The 13,513-nt window shown below is 56.3% G+C and carries 12 protein-coding genes and 1 pseudogene; 4 read left to right on the plus strand and 9 right to left on the minus strand.

Annotation, left to right across the window (positions count from 1 at the left end; genetic code table 11):
- Positions 1 to 42: 42 nt before the first annotated feature.
- Together F8B91_RS01025 and F8B91_RS01030 are read right to left on the minus strand one after the other, a co-directional pair.
- Positions 43 to 510, minus strand: a complete 468-nt coding sequence (locus F8B91_RS01025; protein ID WP_196501862.1) for a hypothetical protein — start codon at positions 508 to 510, stop codon at positions 43 to 45.
- A 15-nt stretch (positions 511 to 525) separates the two neighbouring features.
- Positions 526 to 996, minus strand: a complete 471-nt coding sequence (locus F8B91_RS01030; RefSeq protein WP_196501863.1) for a hypothetical protein — start codon at positions 994 to 996, stop codon at positions 526 to 528.
- 51 nt (positions 997 to 1,047) lie between these two features.
- Here F8B91_RS01030 and F8B91_RS01035 point away from each other — a divergent pair, with 51 nt between their 5' ends.
- Positions 1,048 to 1,665: a DUF2306 domain-containing protein gene (locus tag F8B91_RS01035; RefSeq protein ID WP_196501864.1), complete on the plus strand. Its 618-nt coding sequence runs from the start codon at positions 1,048 to 1,050 to the stop codon at positions 1,663 to 1,665.
- Positions 1,666 to 1,676: 11 nt separating this feature from the next.
- Here the strand turns inward: F8B91_RS01035 and F8B91_RS01040 are convergent, their stop codons facing one another.
- The 3 genes from F8B91_RS01040 to cysQ form a co-directional block, all read right to left on the minus strand.
- On the minus strand, positions 1,677 to 2,633 hold the full coding sequence (locus F8B91_RS01040) for a hypothetical protein (protein WP_196501865.1): 957 nt from the start codon (positions 2,631 to 2,633) through the stop codon (positions 1,677 to 1,679).
- 186 nt (positions 2,634 to 2,819) lie between these two features.
- On the minus strand, positions 2,820 to 3,413 hold the full coding sequence (locus tag F8B91_RS01045; RefSeq protein ID WP_196501866.1) for a DUF1134 domain-containing protein: 594 nt from the start codon (positions 3,411 to 3,413) through the stop codon (positions 2,820 to 2,822).
- A gap of 265 nt (positions 3,414 to 3,678) precedes the next feature.
- On the minus strand, positions 3,679 to 4,458 hold the full coding sequence (cysQ, locus tag F8B91_RS01050; RefSeq protein WP_196501867.1) for a 3'(2'),5'-bisphosphate nucleotidase CysQ: 780 nt from the start codon (positions 4,456 to 4,458) through the stop codon (positions 3,679 to 3,681).
- A 99-nt stretch (positions 4,459 to 4,557) separates the two neighbouring features.
- Here cysQ and chpT point away from each other — a divergent pair, with 99 nt between their 5' ends.
- Complete coding sequence (gene chpT / locus F8B91_RS01055; protein ID WP_196501868.1) at positions 4,558 to 5,214, plus strand: histidine phosphotransferase ChpT; 657 nt, start codon at positions 4,558 to 4,560, stop codon at positions 5,212 to 5,214.
- Positions 5,215 to 5,280: 66 nt separating this feature from the next.
- Here chpT and F8B91_RS01060 read toward each other — a convergent pair whose 3' ends face one another.
- The 3 genes from F8B91_RS01060 to F8B91_RS01070 all read right to left on the minus strand — a co-directional run bounded on the left by F8B91_RS01060 (position 5,281) and on the right by F8B91_RS01070 (position 9,686).
- Entirely contained in the window at positions 5,281 to 7,017 is a 1,737-nt protein-coding gene (locus tag F8B91_RS01060; protein ID WP_196501869.1) for a methyl-accepting chemotaxis protein, read from the minus strand.
- A 199-nt stretch (positions 7,018 to 7,216) separates the two neighbouring features.
- The gene (locus tag F8B91_RS01065; RefSeq protein WP_196501870.1) at positions 7,217 to 8,956 is read right to left on the minus strand and encodes a methyl-accepting chemotaxis protein; all 1,740 of its coding nucleotides are present in this window, start codon (positions 8,954 to 8,956) and stop codon (positions 7,217 to 7,219) included.
- A 97-nt stretch (positions 8,957 to 9,053) separates the two neighbouring features.
- On the minus strand, positions 9,054 to 9,686 hold the full coding sequence (locus tag F8B91_RS01070; RefSeq protein ID WP_348641781.1) for a transglutaminase-like cysteine peptidase: 633 nt from the start codon (positions 9,684 to 9,686) through the stop codon (positions 9,054 to 9,056).
- Between the two features lie 292 nt (positions 9,687 to 9,978).
- On the opposite strand from F8B91_RS01070, the gene F8B91_RS01075 reads away from it, so the two are divergent.
- A complete protein-coding gene (locus F8B91_RS01075) occupies positions 9,979 to 11,400 on the plus strand; it encodes a glycosyltransferase family 39 protein (protein ID WP_196501872.1) in 1,422 nt (473 codons plus the stop codon).
- Positions 11,401 to 11,528: 128 nt separating this feature from the next.
- Positions 11,529 to 12,635, plus strand: a complete 1,107-nt coding sequence (locus tag F8B91_RS01080; protein WP_196501873.1) for a vWA domain-containing protein — start codon at positions 11,529 to 11,531, stop codon at positions 12,633 to 12,635.
- Positions 12,636 to 12,966: 331 nt separating this feature from the next.
- On the opposite strand, the pseudogene F8B91_RS17120 reads toward F8B91_RS01080, so the two are convergent.
- Positions 12,967 to 13,401, minus strand: a pseudogene (locus tag F8B91_RS17120) (class I SAM-dependent methyltransferase); the annotation flags it as partial.
- Positions 13,402 to 13,513 lie beyond the last annotated feature (112 nt).

Consider the following 13,513-nt stretch of genomic DNA (forward strand, 5'->3'; position numbering starts at 1 on the left):
TGAAAACTCTCTCCCGCCGCGAAAGGCGGGAGAGGGTGATTGCTACTTCGCAGTGCAGGTTGCAGCGCTTACTCTTTTATAAGTCGCATCGTAAGTCGGCATTGAACCTTCGCGGCTGCCGAAATCGTGGCCATCGCCCACATCGACCGTGAGCTCGCCTTCCTTGGTGTCGGGGTTCACGTAGCTAGAAATTTCGATGTTCTTCTTCACATTGCCCCACAGGCCGTGGCCTTTGAGCATTTCCTCATGGTCATGCGCGGTGAGGAAGCGGAACAGGGTTGGGCCACAAGTGCCATCTTCACCCACGCTCACGCCGCAGAAATCATTGGTGCAGGGGGCCACGTCGAAGGTCTTGTACATCAGGCCTTTCGAAGAAAACTTTTCGTTCTTGTCCGGCACGGTCCAGCGGCCGAAGAACGGGCTTTCATCGGCATTGGCGAATTTGGCTGCACTGGTTGCAGCAACTAAAAGGCTAACGCCCAGAATGGCGTGGCGCAGAATATTTCTCATCAAACTCTCCCTTGATTATTTTGCCGTGCAGCTGGCGCTGCCGGTGGTTTTGTAATTGGCCTGGAACGACGCCATGGATCCGTCGCGCGCTTCGAAATTGAAATCGTCCGCACCCACGCCCAGCAGCATTTGCGGCTTGTCGTCAACAGTAGACATATAAATCATCAGCTTCTTCTTCGCGCTGCCCCACATGCCATGGCCGGTCAATTCTTCGTCCTTGGCATGCGCCGTGAAGAAGCGGAACAGCGTGGGCCCGCACGCGCCCTTGTCGCTCACGCTCACGCCGCAGAAGTCGGCGCTGCAGGGGGCCACATCAATCGTCTTGTAGAGTTTGCCCTTGGCGGAGAAGGCGGGCTTCTCGTCACTCACCGTCCAGCGGCCGAAAATGGACGGGCCTTCGGCGCGTGCCATGGTGGCGCCACTGAGTGCGGCTAGGCCCAGAACCGAAAGCAGGATAGAGTGACGGCGAGACAGGTGAAACATCATGGTAACCTCCCGATGAGCCGAATTTTGCCAGTGAATATGGCAATTTGGCGAGTGCCCCTTATCCTGATCCTAGCAGGGATCGGCCTGTTTGTCATTTCCACCGCGCTGAAGGCCATGGCGGTGGCTTTTGATGGCAATGATTTCCCCGAGGCGCTCGCCATCAAGCTGGAAGCTCTGCCGGTGATTTTCCCGGTGCACATGCTGACCGGCGGCCTGTCGCTGCTCTTGGTGCCGCTGGCGATTTTCATGCGGCGCACGCGCTGGCACAAGATTGCCGGGCGCGTTGCTGCTGCCGATGTCTTGATTGCGGGAGTGACGGCAATCCCGGTAGCACTGACTTATCCGGTCACGCCGATGGCAGGCGCAGGTTTTGCCATGCAGGGTGTGGTGTGGCTGGCGCTGCTGGCCATCGGCATCTGGAACATCAGGCGGGGCAGGGTGGCGCAGCACCGGGCGGCCATGTTGATGATGGCAGCCGTTACGTCGGGTGCGGTATTCTTCCGCATCTACCTCGCGCTCTGGGCCCTCTACGGGAGCCGGCGCCATTTCGACACGTTCTATGCCTGCGATGCGTGGATGGGCTGGGTCTTGCCGCTGGGCGCAGTTGCGGCCTGGCTGTGGCTGGGACGCAGGCGGCCCGTTGTGAAATCCCGGCTTGCGCCGGGATAACGACTATCAAATTACTCGTCGAAGCCCTTTTGCAAGGCGCGGATGCGCTGGGCCAGCGAGATGACATTGGCCACTGCGCCGACGCGCTTGGCTTGCGGCTGCGGATCATGTGGCACGCTCTGGCCGATCAGCTGGTCGATTTCGCGCAGCTCGCGCTGCAGATCGTCATTCATCGAAGCGGTTTGGTCCATCTTCTCCTGAAGACGGTTGGTCACGGTTTCAGCCAGCGGGGCCACCTTGGTGGGCTCCGGCATGAAAATGCCGGTCATCAAGCTTTCGCTGGAGCGGTTCATGTCAGCGGATATCGAGGTAATCTCGGCGGTACGCTGTCGCACGCGGCTGGAAGCCGCTTCAGGTTCCGGCATCGGCGTGACAACCGTCGGGGCCGCAGGCGAGACAATGTCGTTGATCGATACATTGTCCAATGCAGCGCGGATTTCCAAATTCAGATCGCCCACCGCCTGCTGGCGGTCACGCAATTTGCCATTCAGCTTGCGAAATGCGTCCTGCAGGCGCGAGAGATCAGCGTCATGGCGGCGTGCATCGGCGTTCAGGGTTTCAATGGTGCGGTGGGCCGCATCAATTTCGGCACGCGAGGTTTCAAGCTGTGACTGGAGATTTTCATTCTCCTGGCTCTTCATCTTCAGCGCATTGTCTTTCTGCTGGATGTCCTGCAGCAGCGACTGCACGCGGTTGCGGTTGCGCGAAACTTCGGCCATCTGCTCCGCCATGCGGATCTTGATGTCATCAAGGCGCAGATCAAGCTTGCGCGCCATGATGGCGTGCTCGGCGCGCAGGCGGTCACGGTCGGCCTGCATCTCCAGCATTTCAATGGGAACCTGCTTGGCGTTGCGCCTGGTGGAAGCGGCAACCGCCCAGCTCCACAGCACACGTCCGAACAAAAGTACGAGAACAAGGGTAACGGCTGCGCCCAGCCCCAGAACCATCAGCGTCTCTGTTTGAGACATTTCACACCACCCGACACATTACGCGAACAATAATGCCAACTTCTGCAAGCCTTGTTCCAGCCAGCACTCGTTAACAGTTTATGAACGCAAAAGCGACGGTTTTGCGAAGGTCGCGGTTAATGGAAGGGTGGGGAGAGCTGGAATAGACTAGGCGAGAATGACTTTTCGAAGAAAAGTCATTCCGCTTCAGAAGGGGTTCCAGGTGGCTTTCGGCGAGTATTTTGTATAGCCGATATTGGCACCCAGGCGTGCGCCCACGCCGGTGCGGATCGGGGCCAGGGTGATCTGATCCTTGCGGGCGAAGTTCACGCCCAGGCCGCCGATCAGATAGGCTGCACCTTCAACGCCGCCGAAGCGGGTGTAAAGATCCTCAGGCGATTGCGAGCCATAGACCAGCGTCATGGTGCGCGAGCCGTTGCCACCGAAATCCCAGCCAATTGAAGGGCCTTGCCAGAAAATGTGCTTCTTGGCGCCGTTCTTGTAATAGATGGTGCCTTCGCCGTAGCGGAGCCCGCCGACAATGGCGCCGGCACCTTCTTCGCCCACAATGTAAGCTGAGGGCTGGCCCTGTTCGCGGAAGACAAATTCAATTGCCTCGGCCAGGCCGCGGGAGGTCTTGCCGAAGAACTGGTGGCCCTGGGCCGCGATTTCCTCAGCGGAATAAGTGCTGGAAGATTCTGATTTTGACACGCTGCCAGTGGTGAGCTGGCCAGCGTGGGCTGCTACCGCCGAAAGACCGATCACCGAAGCCAGCGCCAAGCTGGAAATGAACTTCTTCATGGAACCCTCACATCAACTGAGCCCTGCAGGTAAAGGCCAGTCGCGGCCAAAGCAGGGCAAAAATCCGTCCGAGATGAGGTTTTGGCACCAAGCGATTTCAACTTGGTTAATGAAGAGGAAATTTAATGCGGGCGGGGAGCAGGCCTCCTCATCCGCCCTTCGGGCACCTTCTCCCGCGAGGGGAGAAGGGGATCTATTTGAAACCTCGCAGCGGGCCGCCTTCTCCCCTTGTGGGAGAAGGTGCCGACAGGCGGATGAGGGGTTCTCAGCGCCCCCGCGCCACGAAGGGTGGATTGGCAAAGCCCTGCTTGCCATAGAGGAACGGCGTGCCGTCAGCCTTTGCCATCTGGCCGCCAGCGGCCAGCAGCACGGCGTGGCCGGCGGCGGTGTCCCATTCCATGGTGCGGCCAAAACGCGGGTAAAGATCAGCAGCACCTTCCGCCAGGCGGCAGAATTTCAGCGATGACCCGGCATTGTTGATGGCGGAGGGCTTTTGCGCCGCGATGAAGCTTTCGGTTTCCGGGTCGCGGTGCGAGCGGCTGGCCAGGATCACCGGGCCTTCCGCCGGGCAGGCGCGGGTGGCGATGGCTTCCATCATTCCGGGGAAGCTTTCGCCCACATTGATCTTGCCGCGGAAGGCGCCATGGCCGGTGGCGCCCATATAAAGTTCATCAAGCGCAGGGGCATAGACCACGCCCATGATTGGGACGCCATTTTCGATGAGTCCGATATTGACGGTGAATTCGCCGTTGCGGGAAATGAATTCGCGCGTGCCATCGACAGGATCGACAAGGAAGAAGCGCGATCCGATGGCGGGGATTTTCCCGGCGGCCGCCTCTTCCTCGGCAATCACCGGGATGTCGGGGAAGTGCTGTGCCAGTCCCTTGAGGATGATGGCCTCCGCAGCCGTGTCAGCGGCGGTGACGGGCGAGGCATCGGCCTTGGTTTCCGTGGTGAAATCAGAGTTGTAGATTTCCATCACTTTTTTGGCGGCTTCATGGGCGATCAAACCAAGCGATTGAAGGTCTTGCGTGAAACTTGTCATGTGCCACTGATCGCAATCTTAGGCCGCCTCGTCAATGCGGCGCATGCAAAAGAACTCTGTTATAGATAGGCGAATCAGCAACCATCCGATGGTGAAACCATGACCAGTTCCAAGCGCATTTCCGACCTCGACCTTGCGGCCCTTCTGTGCTCGCGCGTGTGCCATGACGTGATCTCACCAGTGGGTGCGATCGCCAACGGGCTTGAGCTGATGGAAGATCCCGAGACCGATGCGGAAATGAAGCAGACCGCCTTTGAAATGGTGAAGTCTTCGGCGCGCACGGCGACCGCCAAATTGAAATTCTGCCGTATCGCGTTTGGCGCTTCAGGCTCTGCCGGTTCGTTCATCGACATGGGCGAGGCTGGCGACGTGGCGCAGGCTTTCGTCGGCACCGACAAGGTGAAACTGGAATGGAGCGTGGCGCGTGAAAACCGCCCGAAGCAGGAAGTGAAGCTGCTGCTCAACATGCTGCTGATGGCGATTGCCGGCATTCCGCGCGGTGGCGTGGTGACTGTTGCTGCCGAAGGCCGGTCGTTTACGATCAAGGCAAAGGGCGAGCGCGCCAAGATCAATGAAGGCCTGGCTTCAGCACTTGATGGCACGGCTGATCTGGTGAATCTCGATGCGCGCCTGGTGCAGCCTTATTACTCCGCTTTGCTGGCCGAGGCTTCGAGCCTCAAGCTGACCATGGCAATGGAAGGCGATGACACAGTGGCGGTGATTGCTATTCCGGTGGAAGCCGCCGCAGCGGCTTAAAGAACTCTTCAATTGAAAAAGCCCGCATTGCTGCGGGCTTTTTTGTTTGCACGAACAACTCCGCGCTCAGGCGCTGCGCAACGCGCGTTCCAATTTGTCCTGTTGGCCGTGCACTGCATTGCTGGTGTCAGGAGAATTGCTAAATTTGAAAGCACCCACAAGATCGGCCAGTCGCCGTGACTGGCCATTCAGCCTGCTGATGGCTGCAGTTGTTTCTTCCACCATGGCGGCGTTGCGCTGGGTTGTTTGGCCGATCTCGTTGATCGCTGTGGCGACTTCGCCTAGCGATGAACTCTGCATCTGCGACTTTGAAAAGATTTCGGCAACAAGTGCGTCAATGTTGGTCACCTTGGTGGAAATGTCGGTGAGTGCGTCACCCGTCTTGTTCACGAGGGATACACCATGACTGACCTGTGACGTGCTTTCGGAAATCAGCTTCTTGATTTCACGCGCTGCTTCAGCAGAACGCTGCGCCAGCGAGCGGACTTCCTGTGCTACAACAGCAAAGCCACGCCCGGCATCTCCGGCACGCGCAGCTTCAACCCCCGCATTCAGCGCAAGCAGATTGGTCTGGAAAGCGATCTCGTCAATCACGCCAATGATCTGGGTGATCTTGGTGGAGCTTTGGGCAATGTTGTCCATTGCACCAACAGCCTGCTTCATCACATTGCTGGAATGCTCAACCGCCTGCTTGGCATTGGCTGCCTCACCGTGGGCCACGCTGGCGCGTTCCGAACTGATCCTCACGGCCTGAACCACTTCACTCAGGGCTGCGGTGGTTTCCTCCACGGCGGCAGCCTGGTGTTCCGTGCGCCTGGCCAGATCTTCGGAAGCCGAGGATACCTCGATCAGTGCGTCCTTGATATGGGTGGCAGTGTTCTTGACCGTCAACATTGAGGCTTCGTGCTTTTCAGCCGAGTCATTGATTGGATCACGCAAGGCCTCAAGCGACCCTGTCAGCGTCTCAGTGATGCGGTGGGTGAGATTGTTGCTGGCCAGCGCCATCAATGCGCCGCTGATGGCGTTCATCGAATTCACATTCGCGGTGATGTCGGATGCGATCTTGACCACTTTATAAGTGCGGCCCGTTTCATCCTTCACCGGATTGTAGCTGGCTTGAATCCAGACTTCACGACGGCCCTTGGCAAGGCGCATATATTGATTGGCATCGAACTGGCCAGCACCCAGTTTCTGCCAGAAGGCCACATAGTCCGCGCTTTCGGCATAATTAGGCGGGCAGAACAAGCGGTGATGCTGGCCACGCAATTCGGAAAGCTGATAGCCCATGGCATTGCAGAAATTGTCATTGGCCCAGATGATGTTTCCGCTTGGATCAAATTCAATGACCGCGGTGGAATGGCCCAGTGCAGAGAGCACGTTTTGCATGTCCTGCCGGTTCCCGCCAGGCTCAAAGGCGGAGCGGGCAGGGTTGGCTTCGGTTACGAGCTTCACCACCTTGGTGACCCGGCCTGTCTTATCCTTGATGGGATTATAGGTGGCCTTGACCCAAATGGAGCGGCCACTTTTGCTGACGCGTAGATATTCCCCCGCATCAGCCTCGCCGCTTCCCAGCTTTTGCCAGAAGGCAGAATAGGCAGGGCTTGCGACATAAACAGGATCGCAGAGCATGCGGTGGTGCTTACCTTGCAACTCTGAAAGTGGATATCCGATAGCGCGACAGAACGGGTCATTGGCCCATGCGATGTTTCCGGTTGCATCGAATTCAATGATGGCCACCGTATCGGCCAATCTTTTGAGCGCCTGTTCGGCGTCTTTGTGAGCGTGTTGCGAAAATCCCAGCATCTGACATCCCCTTCAGTAACTCGCGTGAGGCGAGCACTTTGAATGTCAACGAAACTATTTCCGGTTGTTTAACGAATGGTAAACGTCAATCTGGTTGCAAAATCAACATGTTCGACTGGTGTTCGACGGGCCAGCTAGCGAAATTCCGACCAAATGGCCGATTTGAGCTACAACTCAAGTCTGTAGCATCGCGTTCCAATCACGCGCTTTTCAAACTACGGGCGAGGTAGTCCAGCTGTTGCCCCACAGGGTCAGGCCGGTTTGTCTGATGGCGATCGGAAAGTTTGAATTGGCCGACGAGTTCGGCCAGGTTCCGGGTTTCATTTTTCACGTTGGCCACCGCCGATGCCGATTGCTCGACCATCGCGGCGTTGCGCTGGGTCATCGAATCCATTTGGTTGACGGCGGTCACCACCTCGGAAAGGCTGTGCGCCTGCTGCTTTGATGTACTGGCGATTTCGGCAATGTGCGTGCTGATCTCAGCGACCTTGACCACGATTTCGGCCAGCGCCTTGCCAGATTTATCCACGAGCGCCACGCCCTCGCGCACTTGTTCCGAGCTTCCGGAAATCAATGTCTTGATTTCCTTTGCGGCATGCGCGGAGCGCTGTGCCAGTGATCGCACTTCCTGTGCCACCACCGCAAAACCGCGGCCGGCATCACCTGCACGCGCGGCTTCAACACCGGCATTGAGCGCCAGCAGATTTGTCTGAAAAGCAATCTCGTCGATCACCCCGATGATCTGGCTGATTTCGGTTGAGCTTTTTGCGATTTTGTTGATGGCCTTCACGGCCTCGGCCATCACCACGCCCGACTGCGTTGCCACTGCACCGGCCTTGTTGGCTTCGTCATTGGCAATATGCGCGCGTTGCGATGAATCCTTCACCGTGTTCAGAACTTCAGTGAGCGCAGCGTTGGTTTGTTCAACTGCAGCCGCCTGCTGTTCGGTGCGCTTTGAGAGATCGTCGGAGGCGTTGGCGATTTCATGGATCAGGCCATCAATTGAATTTGCCGCAATGGTCACATTCAGCATGGTGGTGCAATGGTGTTCGATGGAGTGGTTGAAGTTTTCGCGCAGCACATCGAAAGCACTGTCTTTCATTTCGTCAACGCGGAAATCGAGATTGTTCTGCGACAGCTGGCGCAGGCCTTCGCCGATCATGTTAACGGAAGCGACACGGCCGGTGATGTCGGTTGCAACTTTCACCACCTTGTAAACTTTGCCGGCGGGATCGCGGACCGGGTTGTAGGTGGCCTGAATCCAGATTTCGCGGCCGCCCTTGCCCAGGCGCATATATTGCTGCGAATGGAATGCGCCGCTGGCCAGGTCCTTCCAGAATGTGCGGTATTCTCCGCTGGCCGCATAATCAGCAGGGCAAAACAGGCTGTGGTGCTGGCCCTGAATTTCCGCAAGCTCATAGCCCATGGCCGCGCAGAAATTGGAGTTGGCCCACAGGATTTTGCCACTCGGTTCAAATTCAATGACGGCCTGGGAGTGGTCAAGCGCCTTCAGCACGTTGCCCATGTCGAGGCCCGTTGCGCCGGCACTGAAGGCCGAAAGGCTGGCCGAGGCTTCGGTCACAACCTTGACCACCTTATAGACCTTGCCGGATTTGCTGGTCACCGGATTGTAGGAGGCGGTGATCCAGAGTTTTTTGCCGCCCTTGCCATAGCGAAGGTATTCGTTGGTGTCGGCCTCACCGCGGGCCAGCTTTTGCCAGAAGGCAGCATAGTCTGCGCTTTTCGCATAGTCCTGGTCACAGAACATGCGGTGGTGCTTTCCCTCGATCTCGGGGAGGGTGTAACCCATCGCGGCGCAGAATTTTTCATTGGCGCCCAGGATGGTGCCATCGGGCGTGAATTCGACCAGTGCCAGGCATCGGTCGAAAGCTCTGAGGACATTGGCATTGTCGCGCTGTAGATTGCTGAAACCAAACATGTCTCTTTTCCCCGATAGCCTTTCGGGGTTAGGCAATCATGGTTAAGAAGGCATAAAGCCGTAAAAACCGAATTATCTCAATGAGATAAATTCAACCTCAGTTTGCCTTGGTCGAAACCACAACCTGCGGCGCGGCTTTTTGCAGTGAAACCCATTCATTGGCAGCAGGTTGCGACTGGCGCTTGAGGAAAATATAGCCGGTTTCGTCCCAGCGCAGGATTTCCGTACGGCGGTTGTCGAGAATGAAATCACCATGGTTGGTCGGGATGGTGAGGACGGCATGGCCTTCACGGTTTTCGTCGAGCACAACCGTGATCAAAAGAAGTTCGGGGTTGAAGCCGAGGCCCACGAGCAAACGCTTCTTGAGCAGCACATAGTCTTCACAATCGCCGGCCGACACCGGGTAGGTCCAGAAATCCGGCGAGCCGTAGAGTTCAACATCAGTGGCCGGGCGGATCTTGGTATTCACATGCTTGTTAATCTGGAAAATCGCGTCCCAGTTCTCGCTGGTCAGCATCAGCGGCTCAACCTTGCCGGATTTGAATTGGCACTCGTTTTCGCCGCGGCCGCAGAAATCAACATAGCCAACTGGGGGCAGGGCCTTGCCATAAATCCTGGCGGCCGGTGCATTGCGGTCAGGGAAATCAAAATTGCCACGCACCGGATGGGCGGCAGGATTGCCAGCCTGGACAAGGCCTGCACAGCCCATCCACATCCCCAGAACAACCACCAAACGCAACGCCCACACCATGGCGTTAATGTATTATTAACCGCTGGTTTTGGGAATCCAATCGTTACCAAATGGTTAACGCCGCCATCTCGCGGTAAGGTTATGGCCGCCAAAGCGCCACAATCAATTCACCCCGCCGCCGGATTCAAGCCCGCGCAATCGAGCTGAGCAACCGAGAATTCGAAGACCTGGTTTGACTGGCTCGTGCCTCGTAAATTTGCAAACCAGTTCCACGAAGACCAAAATCTGAGTAGGATTGCTGAAAATGAAGCTGCGGGGGCAGGCCTAACAAGTGATCTCACAAATTGAAAATCCAAACAGTTTGAAGCCGAAGGCGCTTCACACTGCGCTGTTCCTGCTGGTTGTTGCTGTTGTGGGTTATTGTTGTTATCGCGAATCCAGCGTGCGGCATTTTTTTTGGGCAGATGATTGGGATTGGATCTACAATGCGGAATTCAGAAGTTACTCTGAAATTTTTTCGTTAGTACCGCGGTCCGCTTATAACGACAGGCCCGTAGGCGCAGTCATAATCAAAGCTGCTTATTATTTCTTTGGCTTGAACCACCAATATTTTCTGCTGCTTCAGATCGCCATTCATTGGATCAATTGCGTTCTGCTTTATCTCATTTCAAAGAGACATATCGGAAATACCGTAGCCCTGATAGCTGCCGGTCTGGCTGGGTCGTGGATGGCATCTGATATTGCTGTCTATTGGACCGCTGCCATGTTCGATCTGGCTGGGGCGACACTGTGCCTTGTCTCAATATATGTATGGCAATTGCGGGAAAACAAATATCGGTTTGTCTATATCCTTGCCAGTGCCGCGGCATATTTCTTGGCGGTGCGAACCAAAGAGTTCTCAGTTGGATTGCCTATTTTGATCTTTGCTATTGGCTTTTTGCTCGAAAAGAAGCCGATTGCTCAATTGGCAAAGGATATTGTTCCATATGCTGCTGTGATGATTTTGCTGGCTCTCAGATACGCATTTCTGATCATGCACAGCGACTTGCTAACTAGTTCAAGCAACGTCTACCGTTTGGATTTCACTTCGTTAGTGAGTAATCTCTGGTTCTATTTCTCTTACGCCTTTTACGTCGAAGCCTTTGGGCCTTACCCAGCGGTGGCGGCAGCTTTTGCGTTTGTCATCGCCGGCGTCATATCTGCCGAGTATCGGCACCTTCTTGGTGTGGGTCTTTTGGGCTTTGTTACACTTCTCGGACCTACCTTGTTGCTAACCAGTCATCGCGATCCGCTCTATCTCTATGCACCACATTTTTTCATGGCCTTTGTGATTGCTGCTGGTGCCTCCCTTGGCATGTACTGGAAAGCGTTCTCGGTCATATTTTCAATTCTGCTGGTTGTGTTCCCGCTCAGCAGTGCATGGTTTATGAACGTTCTGAACTATCACGACACCAAATCCATCGCCATTCTTAGCCAATATCAATCATTCTTCAATACCATTGGCCGTCCTGAGCGTAGTTCCAGTATTTTCATTTCCGGTCTGGAGACTTATTTCAATCCATTTTCAGCGGGGCCTGGAGACTCGTTGAAAATTGTGACCAAAGATCAGACTTTGAAGGTTGTGGTCGAGAAGCCGGACGATGAATTGAGAGCAGGATTTTGTGCTGCCGCAGCTCCAAAATACTTTGTTGTTTATGATGGTAACGTGGCAAAAAATGAGACTGAAGGAACTCTAGCTTTCTGTCCGCACTAAACCAGCCAGGTTCGAAAAGCCGCCAAAGCGCCACAATCAATTCACGCCGCCGCCGGAAATCCGGCTCCAGCGCAACATGAACATTCCGCAAGACTTCTTCCCAGGGTGGCACCGAACGGAGGAAATCAATGAAGACCATGTTGAAACTGAAGATGTGCGCCTTGCCCGCGCTGGCACTTGGAATGTTGGCCACACAGGCGCAAGCCAGTGCCGGCTATAAACGCGTGGAGGTGGCCTTCGTGCTCGACAGCACCGGCTCGATGGGGGATCTGATCGAGGGCGCCAAGCGCAAGATCTGGTCGATCGCCGGCAGCATCGTGGATGCCAACCCGCAGGCCGATATTTCGATGGCGCTGGTCACCTACCGCGACCGCGATGACGAATATGTGGTGAAGACCACGCCGCTGTCCGAAGACGTGCAGGGGCTTTACGGCAAGCTCCTGAAGGTGGAAGCCGATGGCGGGGGTGACACACCAGAGTCTGTCAATGAAGCGCTGGATAAGGCTATCAACAGCCTGCAATGGACATCCGGGCCTGATACCCGCCGCATCGTCTTCCTGGTGGGCGATGCGCCGCCGCATATGGATTACAACGAGACAAAATATCCGGCCATCCTGAAGGAAGCCGCACAGAAAAAGATCATCGTCAATGCGGTCGAGGCCGGTGATGCCGAGGATACGATGCAGGTGTGGAAGGACATCGCCCAGCTGGGTGGCGGGCGCTACATCCCCATCCCGCAGGATGGTGGCGCCGTGGTGATCATCGAGACGCCCTATGATGCCGAGATCCTGCATCTACAGCGTGAGCTGGATGGTTCGGTGGTGCCTTACGGCAGCCAGGCCCAGAAGGCCGAGATCACCGGCAAAATGGGTGAAAAGGCCGCTGCGGCCCCCAGCGTGGCGCTGGATTCCTCCAGCTTCTATGCCAAGCGCAGCAAGAAGGAAGTGGTGACCGGGGCTGGCGATTACGTGGCCGATGCGATGAGCGGCGGCCTTGCGACCTCCACCATGGCGGACAAGGATTTGCCGGATGAGTTGAAAGGCAAGAGCGTTGCCGAGCGCGAGGCGTGGACCAAAGCGAAAGTGGCTGAACGCGGCGCGCTTCAGGACAAGATCGCCGGTCTCGTCGCCAAGCGTGATGCCTTTGTAACTGGTGAAAAGAGCAAGCAGCCCAAAGCCGCCCGCGACAGTTTTGACGCGGTGGTAGAGGACACCCTCAAAACCCAGTTGAACTGAGTTACTTGCGCCGGAAGAATTTGCTCAGATAGACCCGCACGGATTCCCTGACAATCAGGCTGCGGCTTTGTCCTACGGTCTCAGCAAACGGCTTCCGGCGTTTCCCGTCCTCAAGGCCATTTTCGCGCAGCCCGGGATAGACCTGAAGATTGCCCAGGCGACGGCGGTTATAATGCTGCACCGTCCAGCCATCCGTGATGGGGCTGAAGGTGGGGGCATCTGTGCGCCGAAACACGGCCGTGGTGGCCACCACTTCGACGAGTTCAAACATCGCGTCTTCAGCGATGAAATCGGCGAGTTGGCCTACCGTTGGAATGTGAATGTCATCGATGATGAGGATGCCGCCGGTCTTGAGGCGCGGATAGAAATAATAATATTCGAGCTCTGGAAAAGGGAAACCATGCGGCCCGTCGATCAGCACCGCGTCGAGCTTTACATCCTTGCCCGGCCCAGCCGCCCATTGGGGCAGGGTGACCTGGCTGGGGCCAAATATAATATCCAGCGCCTTGGGCTTGGTGTGCTTTGAGCTTTCAAACAGCTCCACGCTGGAACCCTCGTCCTTGCGGTCATCGAGGCAGAACACCGTGTGGCGCTTTGACAAGTTGGAAAACAGGATGGTGGATTTGCCGCAACCGGTTTCGGCCGTGTGCTCCATAGATGCAGGCAGAAGCTTTTCGACACGCTGCAATGTCCAACTGGGGAATGACTGTTTGAAACGGATATTCTTGTCGATGCCGCCATCAATCATCTTCTGGACTATGGACATTTCATTCTCCCCAAGTGCCGTTGCATAGGGGATTTGCAAGGCTTTCCGCAAACGAAAAACCCGGTTCGCGTCATGCGTTCCGGGTCTTCAATTTTCGGGCAGGCCATCGGGA

The sequence above is a fragment of the Aestuariivirga litoralis genome, from assembly GCF_015714715.1.
In the GTDB taxonomy this organism is placed as follows: domain Bacteria; phylum Pseudomonadota; class Alphaproteobacteria; order Rhizobiales; family Aestuariivirgaceae; genus Aestuariivirga; species Aestuariivirga litoralis_A.

Excerpts from the sequence above, each read along its gene's own strand:
- chpT (WP_196501868.1), top strand. The coding sequence starts at position 4,558 with ATGACCAGTTCCAAGCGCATTTCCGACCTCGACCTTGCGGCCCTTCTG.
- F8B91_RS01045 (WP_196501866.1), bottom strand. The coding sequence starts at position 3,413 with ATGAAGAAGTTCATTTCCAGCTTGGCGCTGGCTTCGGTGATCGGTCTT.
- cysQ (WP_196501867.1), bottom strand. The coding sequence starts at position 4,458 with ATGACAAGTTTCACGCAAGACCTTCAATCGCTTGGTTTGATCGCCCAT.
- F8B91_RS01030 (WP_196501863.1), bottom strand. The coding sequence starts at position 996 with ATGATGTTTCACCTGTCTCGCCGTCACTCTATCCTGCTTTCGGTTCTG.
- F8B91_RS01060 (WP_196501869.1), bottom strand. The coding sequence starts at position 7,017 with ATGCTGGGATTTTCGCAACACGCTCACAAAGACGCCGAACAGGCGCTC.
- F8B91_RS01040 (WP_196501865.1), bottom strand. The coding sequence starts at position 2,633 with ATGTCTCAAACAGAGACGCTGATGGTTCTGGGGCTGGGCGCAGCCGTT.
- F8B91_RS01080 (WP_196501873.1), top strand. The coding sequence starts at position 11,529 with ATGAAGACCATGTTGAAACTGAAGATGTGCGCCTTGCCCGCGCTGGCA.
- F8B91_RS01025 (WP_196501862.1), bottom strand. The coding sequence starts at position 510 with ATGAGAAATATTCTGCGCCACGCCATTCTGGGCGTTAGCCTTTTAGTT.
- F8B91_RS01065 (WP_196501870.1), bottom strand. The coding sequence starts at position 8,956 with ATGTTTGGTTTCAGCAATCTACAGCGCGACAATGCCAATGTCCTCAGA.